The sequence below is a fragment of the Rhizobium sp. Leaf321 genome (assembly GCF_001423215.1).
Classification (GTDB): Bacteria; Pseudomonadota; Alphaproteobacteria; order Rhizobiales; family Rhizobiaceae; genus Neorhizobium; species Neorhizobium soli.
Window position 1 is genome coordinate 390,852 of record NZ_LMOF01000005.1, and the last position, 18,363, is coordinate 409,214.

General features: G+C 59.6%; 15 protein-coding genes. 10 read left to right on the forward strand and 5 right to left on the reverse strand.

What is annotated here, in order from left to right:
• Position 1: 1 nt before the first annotated feature.
• Positions 2–1,267 carry a M20/M25/M40 family metallo-hydrolase gene (locus ASF70_RS05475; protein WP_244473969.1) on the reverse strand — a complete coding sequence of 422 codons (1,266 nt, stop codon included), beginning with the start codon at positions 1,265–1,267 and terminating at the stop codon, positions 2–4.
• Between the two features lie 162 nt (positions 1,268–1,429).
• Between ASF70_RS05475 and ASF70_RS05480 the strand changes: the two genes are divergently transcribed.
• Positions 1,430–2,185, forward strand: a complete 756-nt coding sequence (locus tag ASF70_RS05480) for a GntR family transcriptional regulator (protein WP_062578077.1) — start codon at positions 1,430–1,432, stop codon at positions 2,183–2,185.
• A gap of 162 nt (positions 2,186–2,347) precedes the next feature.
• Here ASF70_RS05480 and ASF70_RS05485 read toward each other — a convergent pair whose 3' ends face one another.
• The gene (locus ASF70_RS05485; protein WP_062578080.1) at positions 2,348–4,165 is read right to left on the reverse strand and encodes a PAS domain-containing methyl-accepting chemotaxis protein; all 1,818 of its coding nucleotides are present in this window, start codon (positions 4,163–4,165) and stop codon (positions 2,348–2,350) included.
• Between the two features lie 344 nt (positions 4,166–4,509).
• Here ASF70_RS05485 and ASF70_RS05490 point away from each other — a divergent pair, with 344 nt between their 5' ends.
• Positions 4,510–6,126: an EAL domain-containing protein gene (locus ASF70_RS05490; RefSeq protein WP_082471783.1), complete on the forward strand. Its 1,617-nt coding sequence runs from the start codon at positions 4,510–4,512 to the stop codon at positions 6,124–6,126.
• A gap of 13 nt (positions 6,127–6,139) precedes the next feature.
• Positions 6,140–6,577: a BLUF domain-containing protein gene (locus ASF70_RS05495; RefSeq protein ID WP_062459555.1), complete on the forward strand. Its 438-nt coding sequence runs from the start codon at positions 6,140–6,142 to the stop codon at positions 6,575–6,577.
• Positions 6,578–6,651: 74 nt separating this feature from the next.
• Here the strand turns inward: ASF70_RS05495 and ASF70_RS05500 are convergent, their stop codons facing one another.
• From ASF70_RS05500 to ASF70_RS05510, 3 genes are all read right to left on the reverse strand, one after another.
• A complete protein-coding gene (locus ASF70_RS05500; RefSeq protein ID WP_062578084.1) occupies positions 6,652–8,445 on the reverse strand; it encodes a YbhB/YbcL family Raf kinase inhibitor-like protein in 1,794 nt (597 codons plus the stop codon).
• Positions 8,446–8,566: 121 nt separating this feature from the next.
• Positions 8,567–8,836, reverse strand: coding sequence for a hypothetical protein (locus ASF70_RS05505; protein WP_062578086.1), 270 nt, complete (start codon positions 8,834–8,836; stop codon positions 8,567–8,569).
• 24 nt (positions 8,837–8,860) lie between these two features.
• On the reverse strand, positions 8,861–9,259 hold the full coding sequence (locus ASF70_RS05510; protein WP_244473970.1) for a gamma-glutamylcyclotransferase family protein: 399 nt from the start codon (positions 9,257–9,259) through the stop codon (positions 8,861–8,863).
• Positions 9,260–9,758: 499 nt separating this feature from the next.
• Here ASF70_RS05510 and ASF70_RS05515 point away from each other — a divergent pair, with 499 nt between their 5' ends.
• The 7 genes from ASF70_RS05515 (at position 9,759) to ASF70_RS05545 (ending at position 18,355) form a co-directional block, all read left to right on the forward strand.
• Positions 9,759–12,761, forward strand: a complete 3,003-nt coding sequence (locus ASF70_RS05515) for a DEAD/DEAH box helicase (protein WP_244473971.1) — start codon at positions 9,759–9,761, stop codon at positions 12,759–12,761.
• A 305-nt stretch (positions 12,762–13,066) separates the two neighbouring features.
• The gene (locus ASF70_RS05520) at positions 13,067–14,122 is read left to right on the forward strand and encodes an HWE histidine kinase domain-containing protein (protein ID WP_082471784.1); all 1,056 of its coding nucleotides are present in this window, start codon (positions 13,067–13,069) and stop codon (positions 14,120–14,122) included.
• Positions 14,123–14,301: 179 nt separating this feature from the next.
• Positions 14,302–15,153: a transporter substrate-binding domain-containing protein gene (locus ASF70_RS05525; protein ID WP_062459536.1), complete on the forward strand. Its 852-nt coding sequence runs from the start codon at positions 14,302–14,304 to the stop codon at positions 15,151–15,153.
• Between the two features lie 169 nt (positions 15,154–15,322).
• Complete coding sequence (locus ASF70_RS05530; RefSeq protein ID WP_062578426.1) at positions 15,323–16,051, forward strand: amino acid ABC transporter ATP-binding protein; 729 nt, start codon at positions 15,323–15,325, stop codon at positions 16,049–16,051.
• Positions 16,052–16,056: 5 nt separating this feature from the next.
• Positions 16,057–16,731 carry an amino acid ABC transporter permease gene (locus ASF70_RS05535; RefSeq protein WP_062578094.1) on the forward strand — a complete coding sequence of 225 codons (675 nt, stop codon included), beginning with the start codon at positions 16,057–16,059 and terminating at the stop codon, positions 16,729–16,731.
• A gap of 9 nt (positions 16,732–16,740) precedes the next feature.
• A complete protein-coding gene (locus ASF70_RS05540) occupies positions 16,741–17,406 on the forward strand; it encodes an amino acid ABC transporter permease (RefSeq protein WP_062578096.1) in 666 nt (221 codons plus the stop codon).
• Between the two features lie 22 nt (positions 17,407–17,428).
• A complete protein-coding gene (locus tag ASF70_RS05545) occupies positions 17,429–18,355 on the forward strand; it encodes an N-carbamoyl-D-amino-acid hydrolase (RefSeq protein ID WP_062459527.1) in 927 nt (308 codons plus the stop codon).
• Positions 18,356–18,363: the final 8 nt, after the last annotated feature.

Sequence of the window (18,363 nt, forward strand, 5' to 3'; positions counted from 1 at the left end):
GTTATATGCGACTTTCGGGCATGGCCTCGGCAGCGAAATCCGCCGCGAGATAGGCGAGAATGCTTTTTGCGAGTGCGATGATGTCCTGTCGGGTCGTGTGCTCTTCCGGGCTGTGGATGCAGCTTTCCGGGCGGCCGAGGCCACCGAGCAATACTTCAGGGCCAAAGCCGGCCTTCTGGACATAGCCGAAGTCCGAACAGCTGGCGGCGCCCCATTTCTGAAAATCGTTCGGCTTGTATCCGAAGCCGAGCGAAAGCGCCTGTTGCCAGCGCGGCCAGTGCGGGCCATCGGGATCGTCGGTCGGGATCAGATGACCGACAAGATCGACTTTGAGCCCGAGCTCTGTCCCTTCGATGCAATTTCGGATCGTCGCTTCGATCTCGGCGCGCGCGTCCTCATAGCTTTCCTCCGGGGCATATCGACGGCTGACGAGGATCTTCACCTCGGCCGGAACCTGCCCGCCCGCCGTGCCACCGTTCACCGCGGATATGGTCAGCTGTGGCCGCAGCGGCCCGGTTGCATGCGGCGGCGGCGCGAGCTTGGATGCGCGTTTGGCCACGTCAGGCTTCAGCGCTGCGAGCGCATTCAGAACCGGCAAGGCGCCCTCGATGGCATTCACACCCGCGCCGGTGCGATTGCCCTCGCCGGCATGGACCGCATGGCCGGTAATCGTGACCTGCAGGTTGAAGATCCCGAAGCAGCCCGCCCAGATGCGTGGTGCGGCCGTTCCGTTGAAATTGAGGATATGCCCCTTGAGCATGCCCTGTTCCGCGAGATAGCGAATGCCGGGATACAGACCGCCTTCTTCATCCGTGCACAGGAGCAGCATCGGATCGTAAGCGAGAGAAACGCCGCATTCGCGTGCCGCCCGAAGCGCCAGAAGCGTCGCAGCGATTGTGCCCTTCATGTCGGCAGCACCAAGCCCGAAAAGGTCATCGCCTTCGACCGTCAGCTTCAGCGGATCGCGGCTCCAGCCGGGAGCGACAGGCACCGTATCGACATGATAGTAGAGACCGCAGACAGGCAGGTCCGTTTCGCGCCTCGCAACGAGATTGATGCGTTCGCCCGACGCCGGTCCGCCCTCGACATACCAGAGGTCGTGAGGCACCGTCACACGCTCGAATTCGAAGCCGAACGGCATCAGCAACTCGGTCATCAAATCGGCAAACGCGCCATAGCCTTCGCCCGGCGGAAAGGTGGTGTCGACCGCAACCATCCGTGCAAGATCCTGCACGGCCATCTCGACATCGCGGTCAATCGCTGCCATGGCAGACGTCAGGGGCTCAGAAGTGGTGCCTGGTTGCTGTAGGCTCATCTCGGTCGTCCTCCGCATTCCGGCAGCCTTCACAACTCGGCTCATTAATATAAACTATATAGTAATACAGCGTAGATCGGCATCACGTGTCAACTCCAAAGAAGAGGCAATTCATTGCCTGATAATTCAGCAAATGCCGCCCGACTGAGCGACCTGTCTCTGCCTCTCTATGAGGTCGTGAAACGACAGATCACCGAGGCGATCATGATCGGCGCCCTGGAGCCCGGCTCCGTGCTGCCGAGCGAGATTGCCCTGGCGCAAACCTATGGCGTTGCTGTCGGAACGATTCGACGCGCGCTGATGGATCTCACCAACGACGGACTTTTGAGCCGACGCCGCAAGACCGGGACCGTCGTGACCGGACGCAAACCGCAGCACGGATTGCGCCTGTTCTTCCAGTATTTTCGTCTTCACGGGCTGGACGGCTCGCTGAGCAAATCCGTTACGAAGGTCACGTCGCTGGAATTCGGCGAGGCTTCGGACGAAACAGCGGCGAAGCTGCAGATTGAAACGGGCCGGCCGATCGTGCATTTCCACCGCGTCCGCTATATTGACGCCCGGCCAATCATGCACGAAACGTTGACGCTGCCGCGCGAGCGCGTCCCCGGCTTTCCGCAGAAGCAGGAGGACATCCCGCCGCTCTTCTATCTGCATCTCCTGGAAAACTACGGGATCCGGATTTCGGCGATCCGTGAACAGATCGGCGCGGACCTGGCATCGGAGGATGATGCACGCTGGCTGAACCTGACGCTTCCAGCCGCAGTCATGACGATCGACGAAGTGGCCTACGACCAGATGGCCGTGCCGGTGCTCATCTCTGCGCACCGGGCGACGACTGCGGACCACCGCTACGTCAACGAGATACAGTAAGCGCGCGATCAAGCTTCAACGCTGAAGCATCTGACGCGATGAGCTTTGCTACATTAGCGCAACGTCTAGCAAACCAAAACGAGATGGCGAAACCGCCGCGAGCGTGATACAGGCTCGCGGCGGTAACAGCCTATTTTCAACGGCTTGGAGCCTATTGTTAACTCAGAATTCTTCCCAGTCCGCAACCGCCAGGGCAGCGGAAGACGAGGCGTTAGCGATCTTGCGCGGCATTGCGACGGCTACCGGGCGATCCGAAATGGGCTGTGCGACCGGTCTTGAAGGGACGGGGCGATGGGCGATCGGATTGCGCTTCTGCAGTGTCTGGCCCGGGGCCCGATCGTTGTCGAAATTGAACTGTTCGAGCAACTGGAACAGCGCGGCCGCTTCCCTTGCCATTTCATGGCTCGCAGCTGTCTGCTGCTCGACCATGGCGGCGTTTTGCTGTGTGCCCTGATCGACCGTGTTGATCGCACGGTTGATTTCGGTCAGCGCGGTGGACTGTTCGCGTGAGGTTTCGACGATCGCGGTGATGTCGCCGTTGATACCTTCGACATGGGTTGCGATCTCGCGAAGGGCGGCGCCTGCCTTCGTGACAAGCGAGACGCCGTTTCCGACATGCGTGCTGGAGGCCGTGATGAGTGTCTTGATTTCCTTGGCCGCTGTCGCAGAGCGCTGCGCGAGTTCCCGCACCTCCTGCGCAACGACGGCAAAGCCTTTTCCGGCCTCCCCTGCGCGCGCCGCTTCAACACCGGCGTTCAGCGCCAATAGGTTTGTCTGGAAGGCGATTTCGTCGATCACACCGATGATGTTCGAGATTGCCTTCGACGACGCTTCGATCTGGTCCATGGCACCAATCGCTTCACGCACCACGTCACCGGAATGATTGGCATGCTCCTTCGTGCGGGCAACCAGTTGGCCGGCTTCCTCGGCACGTCGGCTGGAATCCTTCACGGTCGTGGTGATCTCTTCCAGAGCAGCTGCGGTCTGCTCGACCGATGCGGCTTGCTGTTCGGTCCGCTTCGCCAGATCGTCCGCCGATGTGCGAACCTCATTGGAACCGGCCGAAATAGCCTTCGCGTTTTCGGCAACCATCACCATGGCCTGCTTCAGCTTCTGCGACGCCGCATTGAAGTCGGTCCGCAGGCGCTCCAGTGATGGAATAAACGGCTTTGCAATTTGCTGCGAAAGGTCACCATCGGCGAAACGCGTCAGGCCTTCCGCGAGGCGCTCGACGTTCTCGACCCGGCCGGTAACATCGGTGGCAAACTTGGCGACCTTGATGACCTTGCCACTGGGATCGAAAACGGGGTTGTAGGAAGCCTGGATGTAAACGCTACGGCCGTCCTTGCTGATGCGGCGGAACTCGTCGGCAACATATTCGCCGCCGCGAAGGCGCTCCCACAACTGCGTGTATTGCGGGGATGCCGCTTCGGTCGGGTCCATAAAGATCCGGTGATGCTTACCCACGATCTCGTTCAAGGAATATCCGAGCGCCGACAGGAAGTTGTCGTTGGCGGTAAGGATTTCACCCTGGGGCGTGAATTCGATGGTTGCCTGCGCGCGGGAAACAGCTGAAAGTTTGGCTGCGCTGTCGAGCCCATTCATCTTTGTTTCGCTGATGTCGTTGGCAAACTTGATGATCTTCAAGACCTTGCCGCTGCCATTCTTCACCGGATTGTAATTGCCGCGGATCCAGATTTCCTGGCCGTTTTTCGCAATGCGCTTGAATTCGCTGCACTCGAACGTGCCGCCCTGAAGCTTGCTCCAGAAGGCTTTGTATTCAGGCGTTGCAGCGTAATCTCCGTCGACAAAAATCCGGTGATGCTGACCGATAATCTCCTGCTCGCTATATCCCATCAGATCGCAGAAGTTTGTATTGGCTCGCAATATGCGTCCTTCGGTATCGAACTCGATGATCGCGAAGGACAGGTCTAAAGCTGAAAGGATTTGATTAGAGTTTGCGCCGAAAAAATCGAACATCACGAAGCCTTGCGATACAGGTGATTGGTCAACCTTCATCGCAAACAATTGTTAAATTAGTAATTAAGACTTGGCAAAAAACAAGAATAAGCCTTTGTAATAATACATTCAAGCGTTGCTCAATAATATATTCCTATTACCTAATCTAGGTTGGGTAGTCTCGCGTTCAGGTTGCCGGAAGTGGAGGCGAGCATCCTGCGCGGCGTGCCGTTCCTGCCGCCATCAGTCCATCTTTAGCAATCGATAACCCTCTCTCGACAAACAGTCACGTTCCGGGGCTTGGCATCCATTGCCTGGAAACGTTTGCGGATTACCTCTCGGTCAACTCCGAACGGTAACCGACCATGAACGCTGTGACGTCTATCCTCCACGCATTGGAACCTCATCCGTTTCAGCTTCTCAACACCGAGAAAATACTTGAGTTGCTGCCGCGCCCGGTCTTGGTCGTCGGATCCGATGGTCTCGTCGTCTACGCCAACAAGGCGAGCGAAGTCTCATTCGGCGCATTTCCCGGGGGCGCCGTCCACGCGCTTTTTACGGGCTTGGGCACAGACCTGCCCGACACCAGCTCCGCCCCGCTTTTAGTCACGTCCATCCATAGCGGTGAGAGCTTCGATGCCGCGTTCGTATCCTTCGACGACGGGCAGTATCTCGTTGACTTGCGACCTGCATCGCAGAACCAGGGCATCGCCATCAAGACCGATGTCGACGAACTGACGGGCCTTGCCAAGCGGAACGCCTTGCTGTCGCACCTGTCGTCCGCTTTGAGCAACGGTTCTAACTCTTCATCGATCGCCGTCCACTGCCTCGATCTTGACCGCTTCAAGATGGTCAACGACACGCTGGGACATGCAACAGGCGACCTTCTTTTGAAAAAGGTGGCCGACCGCCTCAAGGCCGCGTGCCGGAAAAGCGATGTCGTTGCGCGTCTTGGCGGGGACGAGTTCGTGATCCTCCAACATGATGTCGACGATCTTGCTGCGGCCGAGAAACTCGGTTCGCGGATCGTGGACCTTGTCGGCCGCACCTATGTTCTGAACGGTCATACAATCAATATCGGCGCAAGCGTCGGCGTCGCCTTTGGCGCTGATGCGCTCCAGCCGGACGACCTGCTCCGCAACGGTGATCTTGCTCTCTACGAGGCAAAGAAGGCCGGGCGCGGACGTTACCGCATGTTCGAAAGCGGGATGGACGCTCTACTCCTCGGACGTCGGGAAATGGAGATAGATCTCCGCCGCGCGCTGGCCCTGAAGCAGTTCAAGCTGAACTATCAGCCGTTCCTCGATGTCTCGACCAAACGCGTGGATGGCTTCGAGGCCCTGCTCCGGTGGGAACATCCTGTCAAAGGCAACATCCCGCCTCTTTCCTTTATCTCGCTTGCGGAGGAAAACGGCCTGATCGTCAAGATCGGCGAATGGGTTTTGCGTACAGCCTGCCTGGAGGCAATGTCCTGGCCGAATGATATGATTGTCGCCGTCAACGTCTCGCCGCTTCAGTTCAAGGCGGACACACTGCTGGAAACGGTCGCATCGGCGCTAAGGCACTCGGGATTGCCAGCCCATCGCCTGGAAATCGAAATTACCGAGGGCGCCCTGCTCGATGACACGGATAACGTCATCCAGACGCTGAATGCCATGCGCGCGCTTGGCGTCAGAATCTCCATGGACGATTTCGGCACTGGCTATTCGTCCTTGAGCTACCTGCAGAAGTTTCCATTCAACAAACTGAAGATCGATCGCTCGTTTGTCGCCTGTGAAGACGCAGACAGCGAGGCGATCCTGCGATCAATCGCAAATCTCGGGACGAGCCTCGGGATGTCGATCACGGCTGAAGGCGTTGAGACGGCGGAACAGTTGGCGCGCATTCGTGGCGAACGCTGCACCCATGTGCAGGGCTATCTGACGGGACGGCCCATGGGCACGGATCAGATTCCGGCGTTCCTGGCACAACACGTTTTATAGAGGGGAACTGATAATGGATAACAGCTTGTATCGCCTGGTCTACTACAGCCGCAACCAGATCGGCGACGATGGTGCGGCGTTTAGCTCAAACGTCGACGAGATCCTGGCGAAAAGTCGGGTGAACAATCTCCGTGACGAGATCACCGGGGCGCTTCTGTTCAACGCGGGCTGCTTCGCCCAGGTTCTGGAAGGTCCGCTCGAGCGGGTGGAAGCCGCATTCGAGCGCATCCAGCAGGACGAACGCCACGGCGAAGTTTCGCTGCTGGCCGTGGACCCGATCAGCCATCGGTATTTCCCGAACTGGGCAATGGGTTTTATCGGGACATCCGAAGCCCACGCAAAGCGCTTCGCCGACGTCGGCTCGTCAAGCGGTTTCGATCCGTCGCGGCTGAGCGGCGAGCAGATCCACACCCTGTTGCGAGACCTCGCAATCGAAGAAGAGGCGGCCTGATACCAGTACGGCCTCCTCTTCCAAGACAATCGCTTCCTGCTGAGCGTTGCAGTGGGGCGTGATCGGACGAAGCCTTACTTCTTCGGAGGATCGACCTTCTGCTGGTAGCGACCCACGATCTCACCCTTGCCGATCACATGACCGGCCACTGCGGCGAGAAGAGCATCCCGGTCGGATGTCGGGGGAAGATCCAGCATCTTGTCGAGCGCAAGCACCTGGAAGTGATAGTGATGCGCCGGGTCGCCGGCCGGCGGCTTCGGTCCGAAATAGCCGTGACTGCCGGATGTGTTGCGGCCCTGAAGGACGCCTTCCGGTTCAACGAGTCGGAGCTGTTCCTGCAACCCTTCCGGCAGCGACGTCACCGTTGCCGGGATATTCCACGCCAGCCAGTGAACAAACGGCTTGGTCGGTGAGGAGCCTGGATCCTCCACGATGATCGCGTAGGAGGCAGCCTTCGGGACGGTCTTCCAGCTGATCGCCGGTGAGACACTCTCGGCATATTCGCTATGACGCTGCGGCATGAGGTCGTCGTTGTCAAAAGACGAGGACGAGACGGATACGCTGCCTTCCGTCTTGGTCTCCGGGCGATCCATGGCAAGTGGCACATCGATACCTTTGGCGGCCTGCGCCTTCATAGGTTCAGCGGGCGCAGCGGGCTGCGCTTGTGCCTTTTGCGCGTCGCCGGTGTAAGCCACCCTGTAGATGACACCGTTTGCATCGTCGGCCATCAGCAAGGCGCCATCCTTGGCGACGGCCAGTCCGACCGGTCGTGCGAAATGCGTCTTGCCACCATCGCTGAGGAAGCCGGTGACGAAAGGTTCGAAGGATTTCGGCTTGCCATTTTCGAAGTGAATGCGAACAATCTCGTATCCGGATGCCGGGTTACGGTTCCAGGATCCGCGCATGGTCGCAAACGCATCGCCCGAGAACTCGGCCGGAAACGACGTTCCGCTGTAGAACTTCATCTGCATGGGGGCTGCGTGTGCCGTGTAGCCGAGTTTCATCGGATCGCTCTGCGCCTTCCACTCCTCCTTGGTCACGCCGCCGACCGGTGTCGACTGCGGATAGATGTCGCCTGCTCCGTAAACATGCGGCCAGCCATATTGCTTTCCCTGTTCGATGAGGTTGAGCTCTTCTGCCTGCACCTCATCACCGAGGAGATCGATGCCATGGTCGAGCCCCCAAAGTTCACCGGTCTCGCGGTTCCAGTCGTAGCCGATCGTGTTGCGAAGGCCGGACGCGAAGATGGTGCGGCTCTTGCCATCAGGGGTCGCCCGGAGCACCGTTGCGTTTTCGGCATTGCTTTCGTTGCAGGCGTTACAGGTGGAACCGACGCTTATGTAGAGCATGCCATCAGGACCGAACTCCATGACGCGGTTGGGATGCTGTCCGGAATCCGGCAGATCGCCAATGATCATTTCAAGTGGCCCGAGCGTGCCGTCGTCCTTGATGTCCGCGACGAACACCTCTTTGACCGTGACGAGATACAGCCTGTTATCCTTGATTGCCAGACCGTGGGCCTGCGCACGCGCTGCCACTTTCACCGGAGCGCCGTCGGCCTTGCCGTCGCCGTTCTCGTCCTTCAGCAGCAGCACGTCGCCTTCCTCGCGGCGGCTGACATAGATATAGCCCTTATCCGACACGGCGATGATGCGGCTGTTTCCGAGACCCTGGGCGAAAGGCTCAACGGTGAAACCTTCCGGCGCCTTCAAGGTGGCGATCCGTTCCGCGGTTGCCGGGATCTTGTTTGGCTTGAACACGTTGGTCGTGATCTGGACTTCGGTTCCATCGCCCTGCTGTGCATAGGCTGCGCTGCTCAAGAATACCGCCGTCGCGACCGACGCGACGCCAAGAAGTCCAAATTTCATCACTGTATCCCTCTCGTTGACACGCCCCGTAACCAGCAACCGGAGCCATAGTTCCTCCACCGAGACGCGAAGCGAGAGCACAGCGGTGGTTTAAGACGTCAAATCGAACGAGAACGTAGCGTCACGCTTTCGGTGGCTTTGGCAAAGGGTTGCCAAACAGATCCACCGGATCGGGAACCGCCGACGCGATCGCCTTCTGGTCGTCGGATAGTCTGCCACCAAATGAGCGTGAACTGTTCGGCCTTCCGGCCCACAGCACCATTTCGATCTTTTCTCCGGCCTTGATATCTCTGTGAGCGATGAAATAGCCGCGGTGGTCCGGTGCGCGCTCGTGGCCGGCTTTTTCATTTTCGAATAGGCTGACATCGCCGGGCTTTGCCTCGTAGCGCATCGTGACGTCCCTCTTGTCTTGTCGTTACCGGTCCCATGGCGGGATAAATCTGCGGTCGTTATAGGCGGACAGGAAACCGGAATGGATGGGGTCGAGCCAGTTCTCGTCTTTCAGAAAGACAAGGGCTTCATGAACGAGACCGCCGCCCGATGCCTGAACCTTGAGCATTGCCCGGAAACTTCCCTCTTCACCAACGTCTTCCAGCTTATCCAGAACCGGCAGATCGTCTTCAGGGACTTCAAACAACTCCCCTGTCACCTGCAAACCGATTCCCGGTTGTTCGAGCATCATCGGCCCGTAGAATGGTGCTGCTATCAACAGGGGGTAGGGCTCGACCGTCACTACATCCCCGATATATTCCGAATTCCCAAGCCCCTTATCGTGAAGCGCAAAGCCTCTTTTCAGGGTGCCGTAAATGAACACTTTCACATGGTTCTCCTATCCGTGAGGTCGAATAACCCGCTCGTCATCGACCTGTTCCGTGCACGGCAACGCGGCATCCGGTCGCTGATGTCTCACCGTCATGGCGGCCTGACCGCGTGAAGAGAAAACGCAAAGTTCGAAGGGAACAGGGCGCGACAAACTAAGTTCTTGCAGCCTGATAAAATTGCTGACGCGAGAATGGCAGGTTCATGTGAGTATCGTTGAGTCCCGAAATGAAAACGCCCCCTCTCCCCTCCCCGCATCCGAACAGACCCCGCATCTGAAACTGCCGCCGGGTTTGGTGGCAACCCGGCTTGAGGCATCGCTCCGGAGCTCCGGTCGTTCGCTCTGCTACGTGGCATTGAGCGAAAATGCTGCGCAAAAAATAGCGGATGCCATGGCAGCGCTCTTTCCCTCGGTCCAATTCATTGTTCTGCCGCCTTGGGACTGCCTTCCCTATGATCGGGTTCCGCCCTCGCGGCACTGCATGGGTCGACGCATGGACGCATTGCGGATATGGGCCAGGCCAAGCGACACGCCGCGACTGCTGCTGACATCGATCGACGCGACGCTGCAGCGCATTCCGCCGGCGGGGGTCATCGCAGATGGCCAGATCGAACTGGTGGTCGGCCATCCATTCGATCGCGAGGCATTCCTGAATTTCGTCAGACGATCAGGCTATGTGGAAGAGGGCGTTGCCGACGATCCCGGCGAACTGGCGGTGCGCGACGGGATGATCGACATCTATCCCGCCGGCGCCCCGGGCCCAATGCGCATCGTCCTGTCGGAAGACGATCACGTGACCGAATTGCGTGGGTTTGACCGCGTCTCGCAGCGAACCGAGAGCTACCTTGAACGGTTGAGCTTCGGTCCGGCATCCGAAGCCATACTCGCAGACGTCATTGCGGTAGCCCCTGCTCCAAAATCTGAGACGATGGAGCGCCAGCTTTCCCGCCTTTACCCGGACATGGTGACGGTTTTCGATATCCTCGGCAATGCCGCTCTGACTGCGGCTCCGGGCGCAGCAGACCGGGTCGCACGGAATCTGGAAATCATCGACGACGCCCGCCAGTCCCGCACGGATTTCGGTGAGACCGGAACATCCTCTCCTTGCTCGTTCTATCTTGACAGCGAGGAGTGGGAACAGCGCTTCACCGGCGTGCAGACCAGCGCACTGGATCTCGACCAAGGGGGTGACCTGCCTTCCGGGGCGTCGGATGCGGACCCGCGCAAGGCACTGGTCAAGTTTGCACAGGAACGCCTGGGCGATGGAATGAAGGTTGTAATTTCCGGGCATGGCAAGGCATCAGAGGCGCTTTGCCGCCGTGTCGCGAAAGCAGCTGGCGTATCGCCTCGGTCCGTCGACAGCTGGACGCAGGTGATGGACGCCGACTCCGGCGCGCTTTTGAAGCTTGCTTGCGCCCTCGATCACGGGTTCCTCGACGTCGCGCAAAATGTTGCTGTGATCGCCGCGGGCGACGAACACCGACATGTTTCAAGTGCAACTTCCTTTCTTGGCGAACCAGATCTTCGGATCGGCGACGTCGTCGTCCACGAAGATCACGGCATTGGCATTTTAAAAGATCTGGAGAGCATCGCCGTTGCAGGTGTCGCGCGTGACGCTGCCCGTCTGGAATATCGCGAAGGTGCTTCCGTGCTTGTTCCGATGGAAGAATTCGGAAAGCTGTGGCGCTACGGTTCCGAACCCGAGGCGGTCTCGCTCGATCGTCTTCACACCGACGCCTGGCAAAAGAAGCACGAGAAGATTGTCGCGGACATCAAATCGACGGCGCGTCATTTTTCGACCATCGCAAAGCACAGGCAGGCCTCGCCGGCCGAGACGTTCATTCCTCCCCGCGCCGAATTTTCAGCCTTCACCCGACGGTTCCCTTTCGCCGAAACACCAGATCAGGCCGAAGCCATCAAGGCCACGCTTTCCGATCTCGCGTCCGGGCGTGCCATGAACCGCCTTGTCTGCGGCGATGTCGGCTTCGGCAAGACAGAGATTGCACTGCGCGCCGCAGCAGCGGTAGCACTTGCGGGCGGCCAGGTGGTCGTCATCGCCCCGACGACTGTTCTCACACGTCAGCACTTCGCCACCTTCAAGCGACGCTTCGAAGGGACAGGCATCTCCGTCGGAATGGTGTCACGGCTCGTCAAGCCAAGCGAGGCGAAGCAGGTCAAGGCGGCGTTGGCCGAGGGTGAAATCGACGTTATCGTCGCGACCCATGCGATCCTTGCAAAAGACGTGCGCTTTGCGCATCTCGGGCTTTTGATCGTGGATGAGGAACATCGGTTCGGGCTCAAGGACAAACGGGCCATGAGCGCGCTCGCGCCGACCCTCCACACGCTCGCCATGTCGGCAACACCAATCCCGCGCACGTTGCAGTCGGCAATGGTCGGAGTTCAGGAGGTCAGCCTCCTGACGACTCCGCCCGCCCGGCGCCGGCCCGTTCGCACATCGCTTGCAGCATTCGACAACGCATCGATGCGCACCGGATTGATGCGAGAATACCGCCGGGGCGGACAAAGCTTCGTCGTGGTGCCGCGCATCGAGGATATCGAAGCCGTCGAGGCGATCCTGCGCAAAATTGTTCCCGAGCTCTCGGTTAAGGTCGCGCACGGCAAGATGCCGGCGGCGACGATCGACGAAGCGATCGTCGGTTTCGCGGACGGCGATGGCGATGTCCTTCTCGCCACCAACATTATTGAAAACGGCCTCGATGTGCCGCGCGCCAATACGATGTTCATCTGGAATGCGGAGCGTTTCGGTTTGGCCCAGCTGCACCAGCTGCGTGGACGGGTCGGCCGTGGAGGCGCGCAGGGCATGACCACGCTTCTGACGGAAGAAGGTGCAGAACTGCCCGAGGAAACGCGCTTGCGGCTTTTGACACTCGTAGAGAACGACCGCCTGGGCGCCGGGCTTGCGATCAGTCTGCGCGATCTCGATCTGCGCGGCGGGGGCGACATCGCCGGCGAGGACCAGGCCGGGCATATGAAGGTCATCGGCATTGGCCTTTACCAGAAGCTTCTCGCGCGTGCCGTCGCGAAACTGGGAAAACGACTTTCGGCCACCAGAAAGCGCGCAATCCTGCATCTCGACGTCGCGGGCACGATACCGGCGGATTACGTGCCGGATCCGGCTGTTAGGCTCAATCTCTATGCCAGACTTCTGCGGGCATCCTCACAGCGCGACGTGAATGATCTGGAAGAAGAGTTCGAGGATCGCTTCGGCGAATTGCCGCAGGAGACGCTGCTGCTGTTGCGCACAACCAGGCTACAGCTTGCAGCAGGCCATCTCGGTATCGCCAAACTCGAAGCCGGACCGAAGGCGATTGCGATGACCATTGCCAAGATGCCGGCAAGGGTGATCTCGGCCCTGACGAAGAAGATTGCGGCAATCCGGCGGGAAGACCGGCTGATATTTGAGACGGTCGCCCAGACCTGCGACGAGCAGCTGAAGTTCTTCGAGCGACTCATTCTGGCGGCGCGAAGGCCTTGAGGCCTTACGGTTTGACTTGATCAACGATAGCGCGGGCCCGTACTGTGGGCCCGCGAATTTTTGTCAGAACCCCGCGTCGGAGGCTGACGATCTGTCAGTCTCGCGGAGCGCCTCCTGTCCCCGCATATCGCGCCTCTGATGCCTCAACGTGCTCGTCACGTTTGTTGTCCGCATACGCCGTGCTTTCACCGGTGTTGCCAAACTTGTCCCTTATCCCGTCGGACATCACGTACCTTTCTAGTTGCTGATTGACGGAACACCCCGAACAAGCCAAGAACAAGCAACGCCGCGGGAACCCACTTGGAATGAAGCCCTTACGTATGCAATTGTTCGAGATGAGCGACCATGTCCGCGCTTCCCCGGGAAAGCGCTGGGGAGTGGCGGTTGCAGCGTTCGGGCTTGCGCTCTACGCGCGGTTTCTCTGCGACCATCTCCTGCCGCCGGGCTTCCCGTATCTGACCTTCTTCCCCGCGGTAATCCTGACGACGTTTCTGGCGGGCGTCTGGCCCGGGGCCGTTTGCGCAGTGGCCTGTGGCGTGGCTGCCTGGTACTGGTTTATACCGCCGTTTGCGATGTTCGAGATCAACGGGTCGGTCCTCGTGGCTCTGACCTTCTACGCGTGCGTGGTCATCGTGGACATTCTGCTGATCCAGGTCATGCACAAGGCGGTCGACGATCTTCAGGAAGAACGTCTGCGCAGCGAAGATCTGGTGCGCGAACAGCAGCGCCTTCTTGCCGAGCAAAAGGAACGGGAGCGCCAACAGCGTGTGTTGCAGCGCGAATTGTCCCACCGAATGAAGAACACGCTGGCGATGGTTCAAGCCGTCGTATCCCAGAGCCTGCGCAATGCGACAGACGTGAAGCTTGCCGGTGAAATGGCGTCGGCCCGCATCGACGCACTTGCCCGGGCACAGGATACGCTGACGGCAACGAACTGGTCCGCAGCAGATGTCGAGACGATTGTACGGACATCCGTCGAACCGCACCAGGACAGCCCCGACCGCTTCGATATCTTCGGGCCTCCGATGGTGCTCGAAGCACAACCTTCCATGGGTTTGGCACTGGCAATCCATGAACTTGCGACAAATGCCACCAAATATGGCGCGCTCAGTACGGCCGACGGCAAGGTCGAGATCCGCTGGACGGCGCCCGGCGAAAACGGCTTTGCCTTCACATGGATCGAAAGCAAGGGGCCGGCCGTGAGCGAACCGACGCGGCGTGGGTTCGGCTCCCGCCTGATGGAGCGCGTTGTGCCGACCTATTTCAACGGCGTCGCCAACGTGGACTACCGCGCGGATGGATTGCACTACCGCATCGAAGGCGAACTTCTTCCGAAAGAGCCTCAGCCTCTTCAGAGCTGACGCAATAGGCGCCATTGGCCGGTTGCGACAACGACGACCATCGACACAATCACTATTTGAAAATCGTATAATCCTAGTTCGATTATAATAATCAATTATATTGCAGCGCAGCAGGTTCGGTGGAACACTGGCGTCAACAAGGGCCGCAAAGGCCTGGAGCCGCCAGTAGGAGAACATCGATGAAACCATCTATCAGGGCCGGCTTTGTCGGCTTAGCTACTCTGCTTGCCTGCACGCCAGCCTACTCCCTCGGAGACACGATCAAGACCGCGATCGACGCGACCTTCGCGCCGCACGCGATGCCAACCCTCGACGGCAAGATCGAGGGTTTCAACGTCGATATGGCAAACCTGATCGGCGAACGGTTGGGCAAGAAAGTCGATCTGACCGGAGCGCAGTTCTCCGGCCTCATCCCAGCGCTGCAGGCCGGCACCTATGACTTCCTTGTAGCACCCGTCACCGTGAACAAGGAGCGTGCCGCGAACCTTCTCTTTACCGAAGGCTTCATGGACACCAATTTCGGTTTTGTCGTGCCGGCCAATGCGCCTGAATACAAGACGCTGGAAGACTTCAAGGGCAAGACGATCGCCGTCAACAAGGGCTCTGCCTATGACAGCTTCCTGCGGGAGAAGGAAAAGGAATTCGGCTGGAAGGTCGAAAGCTACGGTACCAATACCGACGCCGTGGCAGCCGTCATTGCTGGACGCGCCGATGCCAACCTTGCCGGCAACACTGCCGCTGCGTGGGCGGTCAAGAAGAACCCGCGCCTGAAACTCTCCTTCGAATACGAAACCGGCCTCGTCTGGGCCCTTTCCTTCCGCAAGGGAGACGAGCAGAACCGCGATCTCGTCGATCGTGCGATGGAATGCCTGAAGCTCGACGGCTCGATGGCGAAGCTTTCGGTCAAGTGGTTCGGCGTCACGCCAGAAGCAGGCACGACGATCGTCACCCCGACCAAGGGTTTCGGGACGCCCGGCTTCGACGGTTACAAGGACGATGACCACAAGGCCTCCTGCGATAACCTGAAGTAACGCTCTGCAGCACGGGCAGGCGCTTCAGTCGCCTGCCCTCCCCCTTGATCAGACAGGATGCGGCAGCCGGCCGCCAATCGTCTCTCCCATATGAGATCGCGGTTGGAATCCAGCCGGCAGATATGTCCGCATCGTGCCTGCCGGAGGTGCCAACATGGCCAATCGCCCAATGCTCGAAGTCGTCGCGCTGGAAAAGCGCTTCGGGACCACCACCGTCCTCAAGAAGATCGACCTTAAGGTCAGCCAAGGCGAACTCGTGTTCGTCATCGGGCCATCCGGTTCCGGCAAGAGCACGATGCTGCGCTGTTGCAACCGGCTCGAGGAGCCAACATCGGGCGATATCATCGTCAACGGCCGCAACATCATGGCCGGTACACGCCGCGATCTCGACCGGATGCGGCTGCAGATCGGCATGGTGTTTCAGGGCTTTCACCTCTACCCGCATATGAGTGTCCTCAAGAATGTCACGCTTGCCCAGCGCAAGGCGCTGAAGCGCTCAAAGGAAGAGGCCGATGCGCGGGCGATGGACATGCTCGAACAGGTTGGCCTGGCGCACAAGGCCGACGCCTATCCCGGTGAACTGTCCGGGGGCCAGCAGCAGCGCGTGGCGATCGCCCGCTCGCTGGCGCTCGACCCGAAAGTCATGCTGTTCGATGAACCGACCTCGGCGCTCGACCCGGAACTGGTCGGCTCCGTCCTCAAGGTGATGAAGGACCTGAAATCCAAGGGCATGACGATGGTCGTCGTCAGCCACGAGATGGGCTTTGCCCGCGAGACCGCGGACCGGGTTGTCTTCATGGATGGCGGTGTCGTCGTCGAAGAAGGCACGCCGGACGAGCTATTCGGCAACCCGAAGGCCGATCGCACCCGCGCATTCCTTTCGCGCGTTTCCGGGTAACGGCGATGGACCGGTTCCTCGAAACCTTCTTCAACCCGGTGGTGATGGCGAAATATACGCCTGACATCATTGCCGGAATCTGGGTCACCCTGCAGATTGCCTCGGCGGTGATCGTGGCTGGCATCCTGGCCGGCCTCGCGCTCGCCTGCCTGCGCAGCTATGGCGTCAAGACGCTCAATTTCTTCATCATCTGCTACGCCGATATCTTTCGCGCCCTGCCGCCTCTGGTCGTCATCCTGATCCTCTATTTCGGCTTCCCGTCGATCGGCATCCAGTTGTCCGGCCCGATGGTTCTTTTCCTCGTTCTGGCGGCGACCCTTGCAGCGTTTGCCGAAGAGATATTCTGGGCCGGGTTCTCGTCTGTCGAGAAGGGTCAGTGGGAGGCGGGCATTGCAACCGGGCTCGGTTTCACCCGCACGCTTGCCTATGTCGCCCTTCCCCAGGCCGTCCGTCTCGCCATTCCGCCGCTCGTCAACCGCGTGCTCGCCATCACCAAGATGACCGCGCTCGGCTCGGCCATTGGCGTGTCGGAAATCCTGTCCAGCGCCACGACGGCGCAGAGTTTTTCCGGCAGCGCCACGCCGCTCACCATGTCGGTCGTCGCCTATCTGGTGATTTTCCTGCCGATGGTGGTCTTCGCCCGCTGGCTGGAAAGCCGGACCGCCTGGAAGAAGCGATAGGAGGCTGACATGGATATCTTCATCGACCAGTTCTTGAATATCGACATCATGCGCCAGTCGGTGCCGTTGATGATATCCGGCCTCTGGATGACGCTCAAATTGTGCAGCGCCGTGATCCTGCTCGGCCTGATCGGCGGCCTGTTCGTCGCGCTCGGCAATATGAGCGAGCGCCGCTGGCTGCGCTGGATCTCCATCGCCTATACCGATCTCTTCCGCGCCCTGCCGCCGCTGGTGCTCCTCATCTTCATCTATGCCGGCCTGCCCTTTGCGGGGGTCAACATCTCGCCGTTTTACGCCGTCGTCATCGCCTTCCTGCTCAACAACTCCTCCTATTACGCCGAGGTCTATCGCGCCGGGCTCATCTCGGTTGCCAAGGGACAGTGGGAAGCTGCGCAGTCGACGGGCCTCAGCACGGTACAGACGCTTGCCCATGTCGTCCTGCCGCAGGCCATCCGCAACGTGCAGCCGGACCTGCTGTCCAACACTGTAGAAGTCGTCAAGCTCACCTCGCTTGCCTCCGTCATCTCGCTGTCCGAGCTTCTCTACAATGCCGGCATGGCGCGGTCGGTCACCTACAATGCCTCGCCGCTTGTGCTGGCTGCTCTCATCTATCTCGTGCTGCTGTGGCCGCTGGTGCGCCTCGTCAGTCATTTCCAGCGGCGCCTGGCCGCCTGATCGCTTTCGAAAGGAAACTCCGATGACCATCATGAAGATCGCAGGTGCCCAGCTCGGCGCCATCCAGAAAGACGACAGCCGCGAAAGCGTCGTCATCCGCATGATTGCGCTTCTCGATGAAGCCGCATCCAAGGGCGCAGACATGGTCGTCTACCCGGAGCTGGCGCTCACGACCTTCTTTCCCCGCTGGTACATGGAAGACCAGGCCGAAATCGATTTCTGGTTCGAGACGGAAATGCCGAACGCCGCCACGCAGCCGCTGTTCGATCGCGCCCGCGAGCTCAACATCGCGATCACCTTCGGCTACGGCGAGAAGACGCCGGACGGACACTATTACAACACCTCTGTTGTTACCGACCGGCAAGCCAATATCGTCGGCAAGTATCGCAAGGTGCATCTTCCCGGTCATTCCGAATACGATACCGAGCGCGCCTTCCAGCATCTCGAGAAGCGCTACTTCGAACCCGGTGATCTCGGCTTCAACGTCTGGCGCAACGAAGGCGTCATCATGGGCATGGCGATCTGCAACGACCGCCGCTGGCCGGAAACCTTCCGTTGCCTTGGTCTGCAGGGCGTCGAGCTGGTGACGATCGGCTACAACACGCCGTCGGTGAACAGCCAGATGAGCGCCGAAGGTTTGGAGAAGCGGCTTTTCCATTCCGACCTTTCCATGCAGTCCGGCGCCTACCAGAACTCGACCTATGTCGTCGGCGTCGCCAAGGCGGGCAACGAGGACGGTCACCCGCTGATGGGCGGCTCGATCATCGTCGACCCTGACGGCTTCGTTCTTGCCCGCGCCGTCACCGAGGAAGACGAGCTCATCATCGCCGAATGCGATTTCTCCAAATGCGACTTTGGCAAGAAGACGATCTTTGATTTCGAGCGTCATCGTCGTATCGAGCACTACGGTCGTTTGACGAGCCAGACCGGCGTGATCATCGAAGTGTAAGGAAAGAC